This is a genomic window from Rhodothermaceae bacterium (genome assembly GCA_009838195.1).
In the GTDB taxonomy this organism is placed as follows: Bacteria; Bacteroidota; Rhodothermia; order Rhodothermales; family Bin80; genus Bin80.
In genome coordinates this window covers 166,560-184,119 of sequence record VXSC01000036.1, presented here as the reverse complement: position 1 = coordinate 184,119, position 17,560 = coordinate 166,560, and the positions used below count along the sequence as shown (strand labels likewise).

Below are 17,560 nucleotides of genomic sequence, written 5' to 3'. Positions count from 1 at the left end.
ATGCTGGTATAGGCATCTAGTGAGTGATCAGATCAGCAAGTGAGTCCACGCCGAGTGTCCGTTCAAGTGTGGCGGTTGTCTGGAGATAGCGGGCAAGTGTATTGTCGTAGCTCATGCCGAGTGAAAACAGTGTGCGCTCCGAATCAAGCAGGTCCAGGAAATCGGTGCGTCCCGTCGTGTAAGAATTGAGGGTGGCTTGGAGCGCAGTTTCAGCCAGAGGGATCAGAGCATCCTCAAAGAGCTCCAGTTGCCGTGCTTCCTCGCGTAATTGATGTATCAGGTCTGCAACCTGAGTCGCAAGGGAGGTATTTAGAGCTTCTTGCCGGGCATGGACGTGGCTGCGACGCACACGGGCTTCTTCTAGCCGAGCTCGCAGTCCGTTGCGTCGTAGTGGTATGTTTATTGTTGCGTTGATTCCGATGGCATCACGGCCTGTCGCCGTGGATGGTACATCAGCACGGCCTACATCGAAATAAGTGATACCAAACCGGAAGTCAGGTTTGAACTGTTTGCGTGCCAGTGCAATTTCTTCGTCGGCACGTTTTGCGGCCGTGCCCAGAGCGTTAACTTCGGGCCGGTGATTGAGGCTTACCTCAAGTAGTGAAATTGCATCAAACTCGACATAGGACGGAGCCTCGGCAGTTACGGTGACTTTGGATTCGGTGGATATGGGACGATTCAACAAACGGGCCAAAGTCTCAGTCGCCGTACGTCGTTCTATGGATAGCTCGAGTTGCAAGCGGGACAGAGAATTCTTCTCTAGCTGCGTTTTCAGAATCGCTTGTTGAACACCGGCACCCACTTCATACCGCGTTGCAGCGGCTTCTTCAAAGTTTTGGAGTCTGTCCTTGAAGGCAAGAATACGTAATTCCTGCTGTTGGATGCGGTAGAGTTCAAAGTAGGAATGCTTGACCTGGAGTAGAAGGTCTTCTTCAAGGTTCGCGGTTGCAAAGCTTTTGATTTCCGCAGTTAGATCTGCGATGGATCCCTGAAGTCCCAATTTGCCGGGATAGGGGATTTCTTGCTCTATACTCCACTGGCTGCGTATGGTACCGCGCGCGGTAAGGATGGGCACAGGCCGGTAGGCGATTGTCACGGATGGGTCCGGAAGTTCGGACACCTGCCCGCTTCGTAAAGCGAGTGCCTGTGCCTCCAGGTGTGACGCCTGCAGCGACGGATTATGTGTTCGTACTTCTGCCAAGAGATCGCCAAGGTGTAGCAATGTATCAGCCGGTGCATCAGGTGGATCCTGGCCACGGACTTGGATTGGCAATAAGAGTAAAAGTAGGCTGACGCAGGTTACGCCAGCGAGTTGGATTAATTTCATGACTTCCTGAGCAATAGATCTAATTGTGCATCAACACGGAGGTGTAGCAAACGTACCCCCATGAAACAGGCGCAACCAGAAGCCTATCAGATCAGAAAGGTGCTGAGAACAGCTTGCCTATCAGAGGGAAGGGGACAGGCAGAACATTGTGGTGCAAAGATGGGCCTAAATAAATTTGCCCTGGAATCCACGTCAGATAAGGTATTGGGGAGGCGAGACAGCATCAGTTCACCCGATAAAATCCGAGAAGATTCAAACAGTACGGTTGCCAACTTAGTGGTAGGCACTGCTTGAAATACACAACAAGGTGCAGCGTGCTGTGGACACGGTACAGGTTTCGTGGGTATCGAATCGCTGTCGGGTACGCAGGGGAGGTCCTGTCCGTGCGTGGAAGTATGGGAATGCTTTTCTGCGGAATGATGGTCCACAGGTGCGTGCGAGTTGTGGTCACCTCGGGAGCAGTTTGTCTGTAACAAAGGTCCTACAGCACTGAGTAGCAGACTCAGGCTAAATACTACGGGCATTAGGCGTTGGGTTCGCATCGCAGCAATCATTACCCAAAACGAGGGCACTCACCATGGTTGAGAGGCTGAGACATCAATATAACTTAATAAGTTCCGAGCGTGCGAACAAGATGAACTTTGTGTAAGTCTCTGTTTTGTGCCACGCTGTATCCCGACAGATTTTGGTAGGTCGAATTGAAGTGCATGTTTTTCATTTCAGGTGACGTATTGATTGCTCCTGAGATCGGGGAGATTAAATCATGTATGGTTGGAGATGTATACCGGCTAGATTCTTCCAGAAATTGGCAGTGGGACGCGGTATTCATGCCGAATCCCCCTGTAATTGTCCGTCTTCTGTGCGGATCTGAAGGTCAGATAGGACAAGTTGTCACTATTCTGGGCTGTGGAATACTTTTGGATTCTTGTGTACGTAAGAAAACATACTGACAAAACGACATACAACACAATGAATCTAAATAACTATACAGTCAAAGCGCGTGAAACCGTTCAGAAGGCGCTGGAAATTGCCGCAGGCAATAACCATCAGGGGCTGGATTCAGCCCATCTGTTGAAAGCATTTTTGACAGATCCCAACAGCATTGGATTCACCATCATGCAGCGACTAGGGGCAGATCTTCAAGGGCTGGAAGGTGAGGTGGATCAGCTGCTTGCAAACCTGCCGGTGGTCACAGGATCATCGGTTGAAGGAGGTTACTTGACCAGTGGGACGAAGCAGATGTTTGATCAGGCCCTCAAAGAATCCAAATCGTTAAAAGATGATTTTGTAAGCAGTGAACATCTACTGATTGCCTTGGCCGCAACCGATGGCTCCGTAAGTCAGGCGATGGCCCGTCGGGCGATTACAAAAAAGTCAATCCTAGGAGTACTCAAGAGCGTTCGCGGGAACCGGCGCGTGACAGATCAGCATGCTGAAGATAGCTACCGGGCTCTCGAACGCTTCACAAGGAATCTCAACGAATTAGCAGAGATTGGTAAAATTGACCCCGTGATTGGGCGTGATGAAGAGATCCGACGTGTACTGCAGATCTTGTCACGGCGGACAAAAAATAATCCCATCCTGATTGGAGAAGCAGGGGTAGGGAAGACGGCAATTGCAGAGGGGATTGCGATCCGAATTGTACAGGGAGACGTTCCCGAAGGATTAAAATCCAGACGGTTACATGCACTAGACATGGGTGCGCTGATTGCAGGTGCCAAGTATCGTGGGGAGTTCGAAGATCGGCTGAAAGCCGTGGTCAAGGAGGTCACGGATGCGAGCGGAGAGATCCTGCTCTTCATTGATGAAATCCATACGCTAGTAGGGGCCGGTGCGGCGGAAGGCGCGATGGATGCAGCAAATATCCTGAAGCCAGCTTTGGCACGGGGCGATTTGCGTGCTATCGGCGCAACGACATTGGATGAGTATCGAAAGTATTTCGAGAAAGACAAAGCACTGGAGCGAAGATTTCAGACGGTGATGGTGAGTGAGCCTCAACTGGATGATGCCATTTCAATTCTGCGCGGTATCCGTGAGCGCTACGAAGTGCACCATGGGGTACGGATCAACGATGCGGCAATTATTTCTGCCGTTCAATTAAGTAACCGGTATATCGGAGATCGCCATCTGCCGGACAAAGCGATTGATTTGGTTGACGAAGCGATGGCGCGTCTCCGAACGGAGATTGACTCCCTTCCCGAAGAGCTGGATACATTGGAGCGTCAGATCAGGCAATTGGAAATTGAACGTGAGGCACTCAAGCGCGAGAAGGACAAGGAAAAACTCGCCGCACTTGAGGAGCAACTTGCGAATCTGACGGAAGAAAGGGGGAGTCTGCGTGCTCGGTGGGATGAAGAGAAGAAGCTCATCTCGGAGATCCGGGAAGCAAAAGAAAAGATTGAAGAGTTGCGCATTAAAGATGAGGCGCTCGTTCGTGCGGGAAAGTATGAGGAAGTAGCAAAAATTCGCCACGGAACGATCCCAGAGCTAGAGAATCGGATCCACGAGACCCAGTCCCGACTCCAGGAGGTGCAGGGAAATGGGGCACTCCTGAAGGAAGAGGTGGATGCGGAAGATATTGCCGAGATTGTTTCCAAGTGGACAGGTATCCCGGTTTCTCGGATGATGGAAAGCGAACGTACCAAGTTGCTTCGGGCCGAGGATGAGTTGAAGTGTCGCGTGGTGGGTCAGGATGAAGCAATTCAGTCCATTGCCCACGCGGTACGAAGAGGGCGAGCAGGGCTCCAGGAGCAGGGACGGCCCATAGGATCCTTCATCTTCCTTGGCTCCACTGGGATTGGCAAGACCGAACTGGCCAAAGCATTGGCTGAATTCCTCTTTGATAATGAGCAAGCACTGATACGAATTGACATGAGTGAGTATCAGGAACGCCATACCGTAAGTAGATTGATCGGTGCACCGCCAGGTTATGTCGGCTACGAAGAGGGAGGCCAGTTGACCGAGAGGGTTCGGCGGCGCCCTTACGCCGTGGTGCTATTGGATGAGATCGAAAAGGCACACCCTGAGGTATTTAATATCCTGTTGCAGGTCCTGGATGAAGGCTGTCTGACTGATAACAAGGGGCGTACGACAGATTTCAAGAATACAATTGTCATCATGACTAGTAACCTAGGCAGTGACTTGATTCGTCAGCGAATTGAGGCGGGGACCTCGTTTAATGCTCAGGAAGTCAGGCGTGAGATTATGGATCTGTTGAAAGCGAGTGTGCGTCCAGAATTTCTGAATCGCATTGACGAAATTGTGCTGTTCAATCCACTTGACAAAGAGGCTATCCGCCAGATTGTAATGATTCAGTTTGCCCGGATTCAGCAACTGGCATTGGAGAGTCATGGTATATCGCTTCGGCTGACAGACGGTGCCAGAGATTATTTGGCAGAGGCAGGGTTCGACTCGGCATTTGGAGCTCGCCCGGTCAAGCGCCTGCTCCAGCGCGAGGTCGTAAATAAACTGGCAGAAGAGATTCTGTCCGGCTGGATCTCGGCAGGTCAGATCGTGACATTAGATATAGCACCGGATGCCAGCGGGCTCGTGATGGAAACAGAGCCCTTAGCTGCGGAAGAAGGAGTGGGTGCATGATAAGATTTTTTCACTAATCGCGGGATCATTGGAGATCTTGTCCTATATTTGAAGCCCGTGGGATGGCCGGTATCGAAATACCGGCCATTCTCATTGAACAAAAAGCATGTATCTGAAGAAGCTTTCCATTCAGGGTTTCAAGAGCTTTGTCTCCGTAACGGATTTACATTTTGATCCTGGAATCACCGCGATTGTCGGTCCGAATGGTTGTGGAAAATCAAACATTGTAGATGCTCTACGTTGGGTGATCGGAGAGCAGCGTGCCCGTGTACTACGGTCGGGTAAAATGGACAGCGTTATTTTCAACGGCACGACCAGCCGACGTGCGGTCGGGCTTGCGGAAGTACAGTTGACCATTGCAAATAATCGCGGAGTACTGCCCCTCGAGTACTCGGAAGTGATCCTGGGACGACGTCTGTACCGTTCTGGAGAGGCGGAGTATTTGCTCAATGGTGTGGAGTGCCGGCTCCGAGACATTACGGATCTCTTTACCGATACCGGAATGGGGGCGGGAGCTTACTCGGTCATTGAGTTGAAGATGATTGATGAAATCTTATCTGAAAACACTCAGGATCGCCGTCGGCTGTTTGAGGAAGCTTCGGGTATCACGCGATACAAGAAGCGAAGAGGGGACGCACTTCGTAAACTTGATCAGATGCAGTCGGACCTTGCACGGGTCCGGGATCTGACGGATGAAATTTCCAAGCGGGTTCGGAGCCTGAAACGGCAAGCAAAAATTGCAGAACGCTACTTGCGTTACAAAGCGGAATTGCGCACCGCTCAGATCAACCTGTTCAAGCTTGAGTACTCCCGTTTACTGACGGAAGAGAAAAATTTTGAAGACGAGATCATCAAGATTTCAGATACCTGTGCCGGTCTAACTGCTCAAGTACGGGCCAGTGAGGCGCAGCTCGAAGCGCTGCGCACAAGGTTTGTTGCGGAGGAAAAGAGGGCGCAAAGAAATCGACAGGCATTTGTTGAGCATGAACAACGGATCATTAAACTCGAGGGAGATCTGCGATTGGAGGAGGCAAATCAGCAAACGATTGCACAGAACCTTGACAGATTAGGGCTGGAGCGCGAAGCAGCAGTCGTCGAACGAGAGGTGTTGGCAAAGCAGCGGGAATCGACAGAAAGAGAACTCTCGGATGCACTCTCGGAAGCGGACAAAACGGCTCAGCTTCTGAATCAAGCTTCTACCGACAGAGATATCGTGCGAGAACAACTGAAGGCGTTTGAACTCCAGAGTAAAGCTCTTGAGGAAACGGTAAAGAACCTTGATCAGCAAAAGCTCAACCATCAGCGTCATTCTGACCGTCTACAGGGGCGGATTACCCATTTGCAAGAAGAGCAGAATAGGCTTGAAGACGCGTGGAAGTCCGAAGAGATAGCAAACAGAAATGCTTCTAGGGCGGCTGAAGATGCTAAAAATGCATTCGAAGAAGCACGAGAAAAACTTGATCATGCGCGGGTTGCACGCCAGAAAGCTGAAGTTGCACATGCAGCGCTGGAGAGAGAAATTTCCCGCGCAGAAGAAGAAGCGGGACGGGTGGAGAGGCAACTTGCTGCCAAGCGTGCAGAGGTTAAGATCTTGGAGGACCTGGTAAACACCTATGATTTTTTTCCCGATGCCGTTCGACATCTACTCACAGAAGTAAAGGATATCCAGGTTACCACGCTGAGTGATCTGATTACTTGTACCTCTGAATACACGGCAGCTCTGGCAGCTGCCCTCGAGCCGTATGGGGGCTGTATTGTCGTAGACACGGAATGTGTCGCCAAGATGGCTGCTGAGCAACTACGTTCAGAAGATATGGGGCGTGCCTATTTCATTGTCTTGGAGAATATTCCGCTTCTACCAGACTCCCCTGAACACCCGCCGGGTGCCTTACTAAACTATGTTACACCCCGTGACGAGGTCTACAGACCGGTTGCTGAGCTTCTGCTTCAGGATGTGGTACTTGTTGAATCTCTTGACAGGGCGCGGTATTTGCTCGATGAAAAAGGGGGGAAAGCATATCGATATATCACTCCACAGGGGGAATGGATTGATGGACGCGGTGTTCTTTACGCAGGTGGAAGCGAGGAGGGAGGAACCTATTCACATCTATCCCGGCGTGATAGTCTGCGGGCAGCAAAAGATGCCTATTCGGAGCTTCAGATACAGGTTGATCATGCAAAATCTACCCTTGCGGGACTGCGTGAAGAACAGAGTCAAATCGGCTTATCTAAAGTGATTGCTCAGACTCGTGAGGTGGAGCGGCTGTATTCGGAAGCCGATCATGCCGCTCAGAGAAATGCTCAGATTCGAGAACTGGGATCAGGTCAACTTGCGGTGCTTGAACGCAGGCAGGACCAGATTGCAAGGGAGATCGCAAACCTGGAAGAGGAGGCGCAGCCGGGCGGCGGTCAACTCATCCATATCGATGAAAAACTCTCCGAGGCGGAAGCGAGCGTCAAGTCTATGGATAAAAAAATTCAATCGTGGAGGAGGCAGCTGGAAGAAATGCAGAATGCATGCCTGAATGCCCACACGGCTGCAGTGCAAGCCGTGGCCAAACGTGAGAGCCTTGAAGGGGATTTACAGCGTATAGAACAGGAGCAGTTACGTCTGGATAATCAGGCAGAGGTGCATGACGAAGACCATGCTGCATTAGTGCAGATGCAGCAGGATGCGTCTGTTCAAGTCAGTGAGTTGACGGAGCAGCTCAAAATAGAACGTACCTGTCGCAAAGATTTGGACGAGATTAACACTCAGGATAGCTCTCGGGAGCGCGAATTGCGAATTGAACTGGAGCGGATTAATGAACACGTACGCAAAGCACAAAGATCGTTTCAGGAAGCAAAAGAAGAAGAGACGAATGTACAGATAAAATACAGTGCAGTTAAAGCACGAAGGGAAGATCTGCAGGTTCGTGCGGGGGAGGAATATCAGATTGAGCTTTCTGGAATTCCAGAGTTTGAGGAGGTCGACGATGTGGTTCTCAGAGAGGAGATCCAGGAGACCGAGCGTAAGCTGCAGTCGATGGGCAATGTTAACGCATTAGCGCTTGAAGAATACAACAAACAGAATGAGCGACTGGAATTCATGATGGAGCAGCGTTCAGACCTGGAGGAGGCAGAAAAGATACTCGTACAGACCATCAAAGAAATCAATCGCACGGCATCAAAGCAGTTTCTTGATACCTATGTTTTAATTCGGGAAAATTTCCAGAAACTCTTCTGTGAGCTTTTTGGAGAGAAGGCGAAATGCGAACTTGACCTGACGGAGCCGGATGATGTTCTGGAATCCCCCATTGCAGTCATAGCAAGGCCAAGTGGAAAGCGTCCCGTCAGTATTGCACAGCTATCCAGCGGAGAAAAAACACTCACCGCGATTGCTCTCTTGTTTGCAATTTATTTGATTAAACCGAGTCCGTTCTGTTTCCTGGACGAAGTGGACGCTCCCCTGGACGATGCCAATGTAGATCATTTTATGCGGATGATCCACCGTTTCTCTTCGGAGACGCAGTTTATTCTTGTCACTCACAACAAGCGAACCATGGAGATGGCGAATCGTCTATATGGGGTCACAATGCAGGAGGAGGGGGTTTCTAGTCTAGTGAGTGTACGTTTTGAGGAAGCTGTGGCTCTGGGAGAGTAGGCAAGACGGCATCTACCTCAATTTCAACCAGTAATTCAGGTGCGATCAACCCAGCAACGCCCACCATGGTAGCGGCAGGGCGGATGGATTCAAAGATCTCACCGTGCGCTTTGCCGACTGCCTCCGCGTGGGAATCAATATCCACAACATAGATCCGTGTACGAACCACATCTGTCAGGGATGTCCCTAGCTCGTGAAGGGCTTCCGCAATGACGGAAAAGATATACTGGGTTTGTGCGTAGGCATCACCCTCGCCGACTACACTACCCTCGGGGGTAACTGCTGTCGTACCCGAAACAAAAATATGTTGAAAATTTCTTACCGCCCGCGCGTATCCGTACTTTGATTCCCATGGAGAATCGCTGGTTGCCCATTGCCGAAAGGGCACAAGCGACGGGTTTTGAGCCTTCATAGATGCATGCTCAAGGCGCTATAACGCGGAGCATTTGCGACGTCAGCCGGTCACCCACACGATCACATCCTCAGATCAATCACAGCACACCGACTTGGACCCAGAACGGGTCAAGCGATACACCTTGCACACTTTCAAACGTCAGTTCAGTGCGCCCACTGTGTGGGGCCGGAGCAACAATCCATATCTGAAACGATACGGACAACTACTCTTCAGCTTCTTCACTCTCCTCTTCCATTGCTTCCTCTTCTGCTGCCTCCTCCATCATATCGGTCGTATCAGCCTCCATTTCCATGGCATCAGCAGAGTCAGCCTCCATTTCCATGGCATCGCCGTCATCCATCATAGCACCATCTTCGTGCATTTCTGCGTCACTGTCCATATCCGTGGAAGTATCAGAACCACCACAAGCGGTGATCAGCAGAGCGAGTGTGAGAAAAAGAACGTAGGTAAATTTCATTGTAACCAAAGTTGTTGGAATGTTTTTATGTGCCAGTAGTCACGAATATACGGTTTTGAGCCAAACATTTGGCAGATCGCTACTACCGATTGGGACTAATATAGCAAATAGATTGGAAACGTGGAGATACTCCCCCGATTACAGTGAGGCGAATTCCTAAAGCGAATTGTATTTAAAAAATCAGGGTCTCGAAAAATGGTATGGGAAATCGCCAGTTACCATGCAGGGCAGGGATTGTGGTGTCGGGACACTTCAGGAGAAGACAACCTGAATATCCGTGTACTCCTTCAGACCTTCCTCTGCGAACTCGACCCCGAAGCCAGAGCGTTTTACTCCGCCGAAGGGAGCGTTGGGCTGGATCATTCCATGCTTGTTTATCCAGACCGATCCGCACTCCATTTGGTTCGCAATTTCTCTCGCCTTTTCTATGTTCTGGCTCCAGACCGAACCTCCGAGGCCATTTGGATTGTCGTTTGCCTTCTCAATTGCCTCTTCGGTCCGATGATAGCGGATAATCGGCAGGACGGGTCCGAACTGCTCCTCGTCAACTAGAGGGTCTCCGTTTTCCAAATCGGCTATGATCGTGAGCGGAAAAAAATATCCCTTTCCACCCATTTCCATCTGTATTTCTCCGGGATCTCCGCCCAAGAGTACACGTCCCTTGGACTTCGCGTCTTGCACTAGGTCGGACACAATGTCGTACTGCTTGCGGTTTTGAATCGGTCCCAAAACAACATCCTCGTTTGTACCCTCGCCGACCTTCATCTTTCGGGCGAGATTAACTAATTCCCCACAGACCCCGTCGTACACGTCATTATGTACGTAAAGACGTTTCAACGCGGCACAGGTTTGGCCGCTGTTAATGAATGCACCCCAGAAAAGCCCTTCGGCAATCTGCTTTGGGTCAACATCTGGAAGAACGATTCCAGCGTCGTTCCCACCGAGTTCGAGAGTCAGTCGCTTCATGGTTTCCGCCGAGTTCGCCATGATTTTCCGGCCAGTTGCGCAGGAACCGGTGAAAACAATTTTGCCGATCCCCTCATGCGTTGTCATTGCGGCACCTAAGCTGTCTTTTCCTGAGATGCAGTTGACAACGCCTTCCGGCAACACTTCGTTCATGAGTTCAACCAGGCGCAGCGTTGACAGAGGCGTAAAAGGAGAGGGTTTGCTCACTACCGTGTTGCCTGAGAGAACAGCAGGAACGATATGCCAGATCGCGATCATGAGTGGAAAGTTCCAGGGAGTAATGGAGCCCACAACACCGATTGGCTTGCGGTGAAGCACGACCCTGCCCTGGTCGTTGTCTTGGAGAACCTTCACCGGAAGGGAAAGGCTGGCTGTATAGCGGGTCCAAGCTATGGCGCCGCCGACTTCCCATCGTGAGCCAAGTCCGTTTAGAGGCTTGCCCTGTTCAGCGGTCAAGATATGAGCAAGTTCCTCGGCATTTGCCTCAATTTTTGATGCAATTTCCAAGCATGCCGCCTGTCTCTCGGGTTCGGGCACTTCACGCCATTTTTCGAACGCCATCTGAGCAGATCGCACGGCATCATCCAGATCCTTTTTTCTTGCCAGTGATGCAAGTCCGGCTACTTGTTCGGTGGCGGGATTCAATACTTCAAAGCATCGCCCGGTAGGGACCTTCTTGCCGTTGATGACGAGGTGGAATGGTTTCATCGTTGAGCTCATTCAGGGTTTCCTATATTAGTGTTTCGTGCCGAAGCTATAAATATAGTGCTGGGTCAGTTGTTTATTGTATTTTTGTGTTTGTATCCACACCGTTTTCTTAATCCAGCCTATTTAGCCTACGAGGGCATTTGATGGACAAAGTAACAGATGGTAATGATGGAATCGGAAGTGATCTCCGGATGTCGCCGGAACAGATGCTATCACTTGCACGCCAAACGGCAGAGCTGGTAGTGCAGCGCATCGAGAATTTGCCTGGACAAGGTGCTTGGGCAGGAGAATTCCGGCGAGACCTTGAGGATCAATTGATGAAGCCTCCACCCGAGGAGAGCCGTTCGGCCTCGCAAGTGATAGACGAGGCCGCACAAGAGATCCTTCCGGCGGCACTGAGTTTAGACCATCCGCGTTGTTTTGGATTTATTCCTTCCCAGCCCACTTGGCCTGGAGTCTTGGCTGACTTCATGGTTGCCGGATTTAATATCAACCAGAGCTCCTGGTTGATTTCGAGTGGTCCGAGCCAGTTAGAACTTGTCGTAGTTGATTGGTTTCGGTGCTGGATTGGCTATCCGGAAAATGCGGGAGGTGTGTTGACGAGCGGGGGGTCGGCGGCAAACCTGGATGGTCTAGTTGCGGCCCGGGAGGCGGCGGGCAATCCGGAACGGGGCACTCTATATATGAGTGACCAGGGCCACAGTGCGCTCATCAAAGCAGCTAGGATTATAGGTCTTCGTCCAGAATGTATTCGTATGATTCCGACCGACGGGCGTTTCCGCATGGACATGGATGCGCTTGCTGAGAAGGTGGCCGAGGACAGGGCTGCTGGATTCAGCCCCATTGCGGTGTGTGCGAACGCCGGTACATCCAGCTGTGGGGCTGTCGACCCTCTGGAAGCGATGGCGGACTACTGCGAGGCCCAGGAAATATGGCTTCACGTTGATGCCGCTCATGGAGGCTTTGCCATCGTGACCGAGGAAGGTAGGAATATCATGCGTGGAATTGAGCGTGCAGATTCAATTGTACTGGACGCACATAAGTGGTTTTTCCAACCCTATGAAGTAGGGGGCCTAATGGTGAAGGATTTAAGTACTCTTGAGCGGGTGTTTGTCGGCAAGTGTGATATTCTTCAGGACACGATCTGGGGTGCTGGTCATCCAAATTTTTCGGATAGAGGGTTGCAACTTAGTCGCTCCGTTAGGGCATTAAAGATCTGGATGTCCGTTCAGACCTTCGGTATGACTGCATTCCGGAATGCCCAATTGCATGGGATGGATCTTGCGCATCGAATTGGGGGATATGTTGAGGAGAGTACTGTCTTAGAGATGTTGGCACCTGTAGCACTGGGAATTGCGTGCTTCCGCGTCAATCCCGAGAACGCCGATCTTGACAAGTATCAGTTGGAAACAATCAACAAGACCGTACTCGCCCGAGTATTCTGGGAAGACCATGCGTTCATATCATCAACGCGCCTCGACGGAATGCTAGCGCTCAGGATGTGCGTCATCAACTACTCGACGACTTGGAACGAGGTACGCGAGACATTGGAGAACATCTCGAAATTCGGCATGGAGAGTTTGATTCAAGACGAATCTTCAGACTGACCGAGTATTTTCCAGTCCAGATGTTGTGATGGGTGGATAGGAGAGTTAAGCGTGTCTATCTACCGCGTGATGGGAGTGAGAACTTCATGTACCGGAAAATTCCATTGCCGCTGCAGCGGCTCGCCACGGAAGCAGCTTCCATGAATTCGGCAATCCATATGTTGGAGGACCGTGCTGGTATCTTCCGACATAAGATCATTTTTTATTCCAGCTCCGTAAAGAGCTGGAATTTGGTTACATATTGAACAGATTGCGTATATTCCACCTTTGAGAGCAGATGCTCAGAGGATTAACCCCAATTGGTGGGTTTTATTCTGGGAAGAAACTCTAAATCACACAGTTTTCATAACCAAACGTTTTACCAATCAAACCACGATGAACAGATATAGTGAGCTTAAGACCATCGTTGATGGCATTGAATCCGATTTCACCAAGTTTCATGACAAAGAGGTAGATGCAGCGGGTGCTCGCGTTCGTAGAGCCATGTTGGACTTGAGAAATCTTGCCAACACGATCCGTAAGGAAGTGCAGGAGGAAAGAAACAGCAGGAAGGCGGGTTAAGAAAGCACTTGGCCTCCTCGCAGGTATCTTCCTCGGTTCAAAGGACTGATTGCTTGGTTGGTCGAAAGCGTTTGATTTGGAGGTGCGACGTGCGCTACCTCCGCGGTGTCCGTTCCGCTTTTTCCGCTGGGGCTGCCCCCTGTGTGCACGGGTTCCATCAGGCAGCTCCGCGGGAGACTGGTGGGGAAGTTGGGTTGTACCCTCTCGGAGAGGAGAGCAGAGGGGGTAGTACGATTATTCGTGACGGAGTGCTTCAATCGGGTTCAGCGCGGAAGCTTTGCGCGCAGGATAGAAGCCAAAGAAGATGCCGACACCTGCCGAAAACGCCAGAGCAATCATGATGGTGGTAGGTGAGGTGACGGTATTCCATCCCGTCAACTGGCTCAATATGCTTGAGCCAGCAAAGCCAATCCCAACCCCAATTGCGCCGCCCAACACACTCATGACAATGCTCTCAACCAGAAATTGGGTCAGCACATCCCGTCCGCGGGCACCTATGGCCATGCGAATCCCGATTTCACGGGTACGCTCGGTTACGGAAACGAGCATTATGTTCATGATTCCAATTCCTCCGACGAGGAGTGAGATGGAGGCAATCGCGGCCAACAGCATAGTCATAACTTCCGTGGTTCCCTGTTCGGCTGCAGCGAGATCGTTCTGATTGCGTACCGTGAAGTCATCTTCAGCAAATTCCGCTAGACCATGAGATTCCCGCATAATAGCCCGGATTTCTTCTTGTGCCGCGGGAATATCACGCGAGGAAGGTGTGCTAGCTAGAATCTGAAATATGCGACTCCATCCGCTAAGTCGGGTCTGAACCGTCGTGTAGGGAGCAAAAATCACATCATCCTGGTCCGTGCCGCTGGCAGTTTGCCCCTTGGGTTCGAGGACGCCAATGACCTGTACGGGAACGTTACGTACCTGCACGGTCAGTCCGACTGGGTCCTCACCAGGGAAGAGGTTTTCTGCTACGGTATGCCCTAATACGATGACACGTCGCATCTGACGCTGCTCACTTTGGTCAAAGAAACTGCCATACTTAAGATCCCAATTCCGGATAATCTGATAATCCGTTGAGACTCCATTGATGGTTGTACGCCAGTTTCCTTGACCTCCGATAACCTGTGTTCGGCTAAACACAACCGGCGAAACCGCAGAAACGATCAGACTCTCTCGTTTAATTTTTTCGAAATCCTTGACAGTGAGACGGTTGTAACTTTGTGCACCCCGACTCACACCACCCTGGTTGCTGGCTCCCGGAGTAACAACGATCATGTTGGTCCCCAGAGTATTGATTTGCTCTTGGATCTGGGATTGTGCACCCTGTCCAATAGCGACCATAACAATGACGGCGCCAACACCAATGACGATTCCTAGCATGGTCAGGAGTGTGCGCATTTTGTTTTTCAAAATGCTCTGGGAGGCAACCTTGACGAGTGTTGAAGCTTTCATGGATAGATAAGATAGGGTCGGATACTTCGCTCAGTTTCTATAGGGCAATTTCATGTGCTTTGACGGACTGAATACGTTTGTCCTGAATGATCTTGCCATCACGCAACTCAATGATACGTTGCGTACAATTCGCCACGTCAGATTCGTGGGTGATGAGCAGCACCGTCATTCCCTGGTTATGAAGTTCCTGAAAGAGGGTTAGCACTTCAATGGAAGTATGGCTATCGAGGTTGCCGGTTGGCTCATCGGCCAAGAGGATGGATGGATTGGTTACCAGTGCACGCGCAATAGCGACGCGTTGTTGCTGACCACCCGAGAGTTCGTTAGGTTCATGGTCCATGCGATCCCCAAGTCCAACGCGCTCGAGAGCTTCTTCAGCCATTTTCCGAATTCGAATTTTGCGCCGGGATCGGTCGTAGAGAAGAGGTAACTCAACATTTTCAAGAGCAGTCGTTCGGGCAAGCAGGTTAAAACCCTGAAAGACAAAGCCAATCTTGCTGTTTCGAATATCGGCCAATTGGTTGCGAGACAAATTCTCTACATGTACATCATCCAGAAAGTAGGTCCCTGATGTAGGGTAATCCAGGCAACCGATGATATTCATCAGAGTAGATTTTCCCGAGCCGGAAGCCCCCACGATTGCAATCATTTCGCCCCGTTCGACTGTCAGGTCAACCCCTTGCAGGGCGTGGACCTCGGTCTTCCCCATGGTATAAACCTTGGTCAATCCCTGCGTTCGCATCACCAGTTCACTTTCCATGTGGACTAAAATCCTCCTGGACGAAAACGTTGCTGGGCGCGTTGGAATGGGTTGTTTGAGTCTTCGCCTTCCTGTTGTGTGACTCCCGCGATGACTTGCAGGCCGGGCTGAAGGCGTGCGCTGGACACCTCGGTCATCTGGCCGTCCGTGATTCCAGTTTGTGCGGGAACGGCCATCAGTTCGTTATTTTCATCCAGATACCAGATCATAGTAAAATTATTCGCACCTCCTCCGAAGCTACCTGCTCCAGCACCGCTCCATGTGCTGCCATTGTTAGGGCGGTTGCCATTTCCCGGACTCGGATTGCCTTCAGATCTATCTCCCCCCGCTGCCTCTCTGCGTGCACGGAGGGTTTCAAACATTTGTGGAGTACCCCGAAAACGCAGTGCAGCATTGGGAAGTTTGAGAACGTTGTTAGCAGATTCGATCAAGAAATCGACGGTGGCTGTCATGCCGGGCAAAAGCCGTCCGTCTGGATTTTCAACGTCAACGACGACAGTGTAATTCACCACGTTTTCTTCTACCGTTGATTGTAGACGTACCTGCCGGACTATTCCGGTGAACATTTCATCAGGATATGCCTGTACGGTGAATCGCGCGAATTGTCCTTCTTGGATCTGCCCGATGTCGCTCTCATCAACGGACGCAAGGATTTCCATACGAGAGAGGTCGTCAGCAATCAGAAAAAGCTGAGGTGCTGAAAAGCTAGCTGCCACCGTCTGGCCAACATCTACATTGCGCTCGATGACCGTCCCAGAGATCGGAGCTATGATCGTAGCATAACTCAGATTTTGCCGAGCACGATCCAAGCTGATTTCTGCACTATTGGTCGCTGCATTAGCAATGTCTAGGTCGTACTGTGCCCGGTAATAGTCTACCTCGGTCACGAATTGTTGCTCGTACAAGGGTTGTAACCGTTCCAGCTCCCGCTGGGCCTGTCGGAGCTGCGCTTGATTTCGTTCCAAATTGGATTCCGCATCACGCACGGCACTCCACAGGAGTGTAGTATCAATCCGGGCGATCACTTGCCCCTCATACACGCGGTCATTGAAGTCGACATAAATGCTGGCAATAATGCCAGAAACTTGGGTGCCAACCTGGACCGTTGTCACAGCATCCAGTGCCCCGGTACTTGCAACAACAGATTCAAGATCGCCTTCTTCAAGTGTCACGAACCGGTAAGGGCTGACAGGCTCAGCGGAGCCCCGGTTGAAATACCAGAGTGAGGCACCGGTAATCACAATAGCGGTTACGATGATAGAGAATCGCATCGGAGTTAGATTAATATTGGGGTTTTTGGTCTGAAGAATTCTTTCGCGACGAGCGGCGCTGACTGGATGATCGATCTCGTCGGTCTCTTCGGTGCTTTTGCTCTCGATCCAGCCAAGCTTCAAGGCGCTGCCATTGCTCTGGGGTGAGAACTTGTTGCAGGTCTGCAATTAAGATCTGGCGGTGAACGGCCAGACTATCGATTGCACGTCGGCGTTGTTGCATCAATGATCGTTCAGCACGGCGCACAATGGTTCTGACTTCAGCGAGCTGTTCTTTATCTTGAAAATCAATGACTCGTTCAATGTGACGCGTCAGTCCACCTTGAATTCGAGTTTCAGACAGAGCGACGTTCCGACGATGTTGCCACGTACTGGTTCCTAGGATACCAATGGCAATTCCAATAATTAAGGTACATCCAAGGACGACCAACGATTTAACACGAGTACTCATGGGATTGTTGACGGGGATTCGTCCAAATCTGTGGAATAGGCGGTCGTAAGTGTCAGAGGCTGCAGGCCGAAGACAATTTCTGTCGTTGTCGGGGGGACCTCATAGCTACGGCTGATAAATGTGTTGTAGGAGAGAAACCCCAAGACAAAAAGTGCACTCGCGAGGATGACGGGCTTGAAAGCAAACCAGATCATTTGAAAAAACTGCTCTTCCGACGGGTTGATTGTTCGGACCTTTCGCATGATTCGATCAGGAAGGAACGGCTGAGTATTGAATTCAGCATTGATTTCCGCCGCCTCCTGGAGTAAGGTATGTAAGCGAGGATCTTTCATGGGACGAGTGACA

13 protein-coding genes are annotated in these 17,560 nt (G+C 50.9%); 4 read left to right on the top strand and 9 right to left on the bottom strand.

Annotation, left to right across the window (positions count from 1 at the left end):
• Positions 1 to 16: 16 nt before the first annotated feature.
• Entirely contained in the window at positions 17 to 1,327 is a 1,311-nt protein-coding gene (locus tag F4Y64_08510; GenBank protein ID MXX97637.1) for a TolC family protein, read from the bottom strand.
• A 969-nt stretch (positions 1,328 to 2,296) separates the two neighbouring features.
• On the opposite strand from F4Y64_08510, the gene clpB reads away from it, so the two are divergent.
• On the top strand, positions 2,297 to 4,924 hold the full coding sequence (clpB, locus tag F4Y64_08505; GenBank protein ID MXX97636.1) for an ATP-dependent chaperone ClpB: 2,628 nt from the start codon (positions 2,297 to 2,299) through the stop codon (positions 4,922 to 4,924).
• Between the two features lie 106 nt (positions 4,925 to 5,030).
• The gene (gene smc / locus F4Y64_08500; GenBank protein MXX97635.1) at positions 5,031 to 8,567 is read left to right on the top strand and encodes a chromosome segregation protein SMC; all 3,537 of its coding nucleotides are present in this window, start codon (positions 5,031 to 5,033) and stop codon (positions 8,565 to 8,567) included.
• On the opposite strand, the gene F4Y64_08495 is transcribed toward smc, so the two are convergent.
• From F4Y64_08495 to F4Y64_08485, 3 genes are all read right to left on the bottom strand, one after another.
• Entirely contained in the window at positions 8,518 to 8,979 is a 462-nt protein-coding gene (locus F4Y64_08495) for a RidA family protein (GenBank protein MXX97634.1), read from the bottom strand. The genes smc and F4Y64_08495 overlap by 50 nt on opposite strands.
• 205 nt (positions 8,980 to 9,184) lie before the next feature.
• Positions 9,185 to 9,439, bottom strand: a complete 255-nt coding sequence (locus tag F4Y64_08490; GenBank protein MXX97633.1) for a hypothetical protein — start codon at positions 9,437 to 9,439, stop codon at positions 9,185 to 9,187.
• Positions 9,440 to 9,691: 252 nt separating this feature from the next.
• The gene (locus F4Y64_08485) at positions 9,692 to 11,113 is read right to left on the bottom strand and encodes an aldehyde dehydrogenase family protein (protein MXX97632.1); all 1,422 of its coding nucleotides are present in this window, start codon (positions 11,111 to 11,113) and stop codon (positions 9,692 to 9,694) included.
• Between the two features lie 143 nt (positions 11,114 to 11,256).
• On the opposite strand from F4Y64_08485, the gene F4Y64_08480 reads away from it, so the two are divergent.
• Together F4Y64_08480 and F4Y64_08475 are read left to right on the top strand one after the other, a co-directional pair.
• Complete coding sequence (locus F4Y64_08480; GenBank protein ID MXX97631.1) at positions 11,257 to 12,720, top strand: aminotransferase class I/II-fold pyridoxal phosphate-dependent enzyme; 1,464 nt, start codon at positions 11,257 to 11,259, stop codon at positions 12,718 to 12,720.
• Positions 12,721 to 13,095: 375 nt separating this feature from the next.
• Positions 13,096 to 13,281 (top strand): histone H1, encoded by a 186-nt coding sequence (locus F4Y64_08475; protein ID MXX97630.1) that lies wholly within the window; start codon positions 13,096 to 13,098, stop codon positions 13,279 to 13,281.
• A gap of 234 nt (positions 13,282 to 13,515) precedes the next feature.
• Here the strand turns inward: F4Y64_08475 and F4Y64_08470 are convergent, their stop codons facing one another.
• From F4Y64_08470 to F4Y64_08450, 5 genes are read right to left on the bottom strand one after another with little or no spacing between them, the layout of a single operon-like run.
• Positions 13,516 to 14,733 (bottom strand): FtsX-like permease family protein, encoded by a 1,218-nt coding sequence (locus tag F4Y64_08470; protein ID MXX97629.1) that lies wholly within the window; start codon positions 14,731 to 14,733, stop codon positions 13,516 to 13,518.
• Positions 14,734 to 14,770: 37 nt separating this feature from the next.
• Positions 14,771 to 15,493 (bottom strand): ABC transporter ATP-binding protein, encoded by a 723-nt coding sequence (locus F4Y64_08465; GenBank protein ID MXX97628.1) that lies wholly within the window; start codon positions 15,491 to 15,493, stop codon positions 14,771 to 14,773.
• Positions 15,494 to 15,498: 5 nt separating this feature from the next.
• A complete protein-coding gene (locus F4Y64_08460; protein ID MXX97627.1) occupies positions 15,499 to 16,764 on the bottom strand; it encodes an efflux RND transporter periplasmic adaptor subunit in 1,266 nt (421 codons plus the stop codon).
• A 10-nt stretch (positions 16,765 to 16,774) separates the two neighbouring features.
• Positions 16,775 to 17,215, bottom strand: a complete 441-nt coding sequence (locus tag F4Y64_08455) for a hypothetical protein (protein MXX97626.1) — start codon at positions 17,213 to 17,215, stop codon at positions 16,775 to 16,777.
• Positions 17,212 to 17,547, bottom strand: coding sequence for a hypothetical protein (locus tag F4Y64_08450; GenBank protein ID MXX97625.1), 336 nt, complete (start codon positions 17,545 to 17,547; stop codon positions 17,212 to 17,214). Before F4Y64_08450 ends, F4Y64_08455 begins: the two co-directional genes overlap by 4 nt.
• Between the last annotated feature and the right edge of the window lie 13 nt (positions 17,548 to 17,560).

Bases quoted from the DNA above. Each gene is read 5' to 3' on its own strand.
- F4Y64_08510 (MXX97637.1), bottom strand. From the start codon at position 1,327: ATGAAATTAATCCAACTCGCTGGCGTAACCTGCGTCAGCCTACTTTTA.
- clpB (MXX97636.1), top strand. From the start codon at position 2,297: ATGAATCTAAATAACTATACAGTCAAAGCGCGTGAAACCGTTCAGAAG.
- smc (MXX97635.1), top strand. From the start codon at position 5,031: ATGTATCTGAAGAAGCTTTCCATTCAGGGTTTCAAGAGCTTTGTCTCC.
- F4Y64_08495 (MXX97634.1), bottom strand. From the start codon at position 8,979: ATGAAGGCTCAAAACCCGTCGCTTGTGCCCTTTCGGCAATGGGCAACC.
- F4Y64_08490 (MXX97633.1), bottom strand. From the start codon at position 9,439: ATGAAATTTACCTACGTTCTTTTTCTCACACTCGCTCTGCTGATCACC.
- F4Y64_08485 (MXX97632.1), bottom strand. From the start codon at position 11,113: ATGAAACCATTCCACCTCGTCATCAACGGCAAGAAGGTCCCTACCGGG.
- F4Y64_08480 (MXX97631.1), top strand. From the start codon at position 11,257: ATGGACAAAGTAACAGATGGTAATGATGGAATCGGAAGTGATCTCCGG.
- F4Y64_08475 (MXX97630.1), top strand. From the start codon at position 13,096: ATGAACAGATATAGTGAGCTTAAGACCATCGTTGATGGCATTGAATCC.
- F4Y64_08470 (MXX97629.1), bottom strand. From the start codon at position 14,733: ATGAAAGCTTCAACACTCGTCAAGGTTGCCTCCCAGAGCATTTTGAAA.
- F4Y64_08465 (MXX97628.1), bottom strand. From the start codon at position 15,493: ATGGAAAGTGAACTGGTGATGCGAACGCAGGGATTGACCAAGGTTTAT.
- F4Y64_08460 (MXX97627.1), bottom strand. From the start codon at position 16,764: ATGCGATTCTCTATCATCGTAACCGCTATTGTGATTACCGGTGCCTCA.
- F4Y64_08455 (MXX97626.1), bottom strand. From the start codon at position 17,215: ATGAGTACTCGTGTTAAATCGTTGGTCGTCCTTGGATGTACCTTAATT.
- F4Y64_08450 (MXX97625.1), bottom strand. From the start codon at position 17,547: ATGAAAGATCCTCGCTTACATACCTTACTCCAGGAGGCGGCGGAAATC.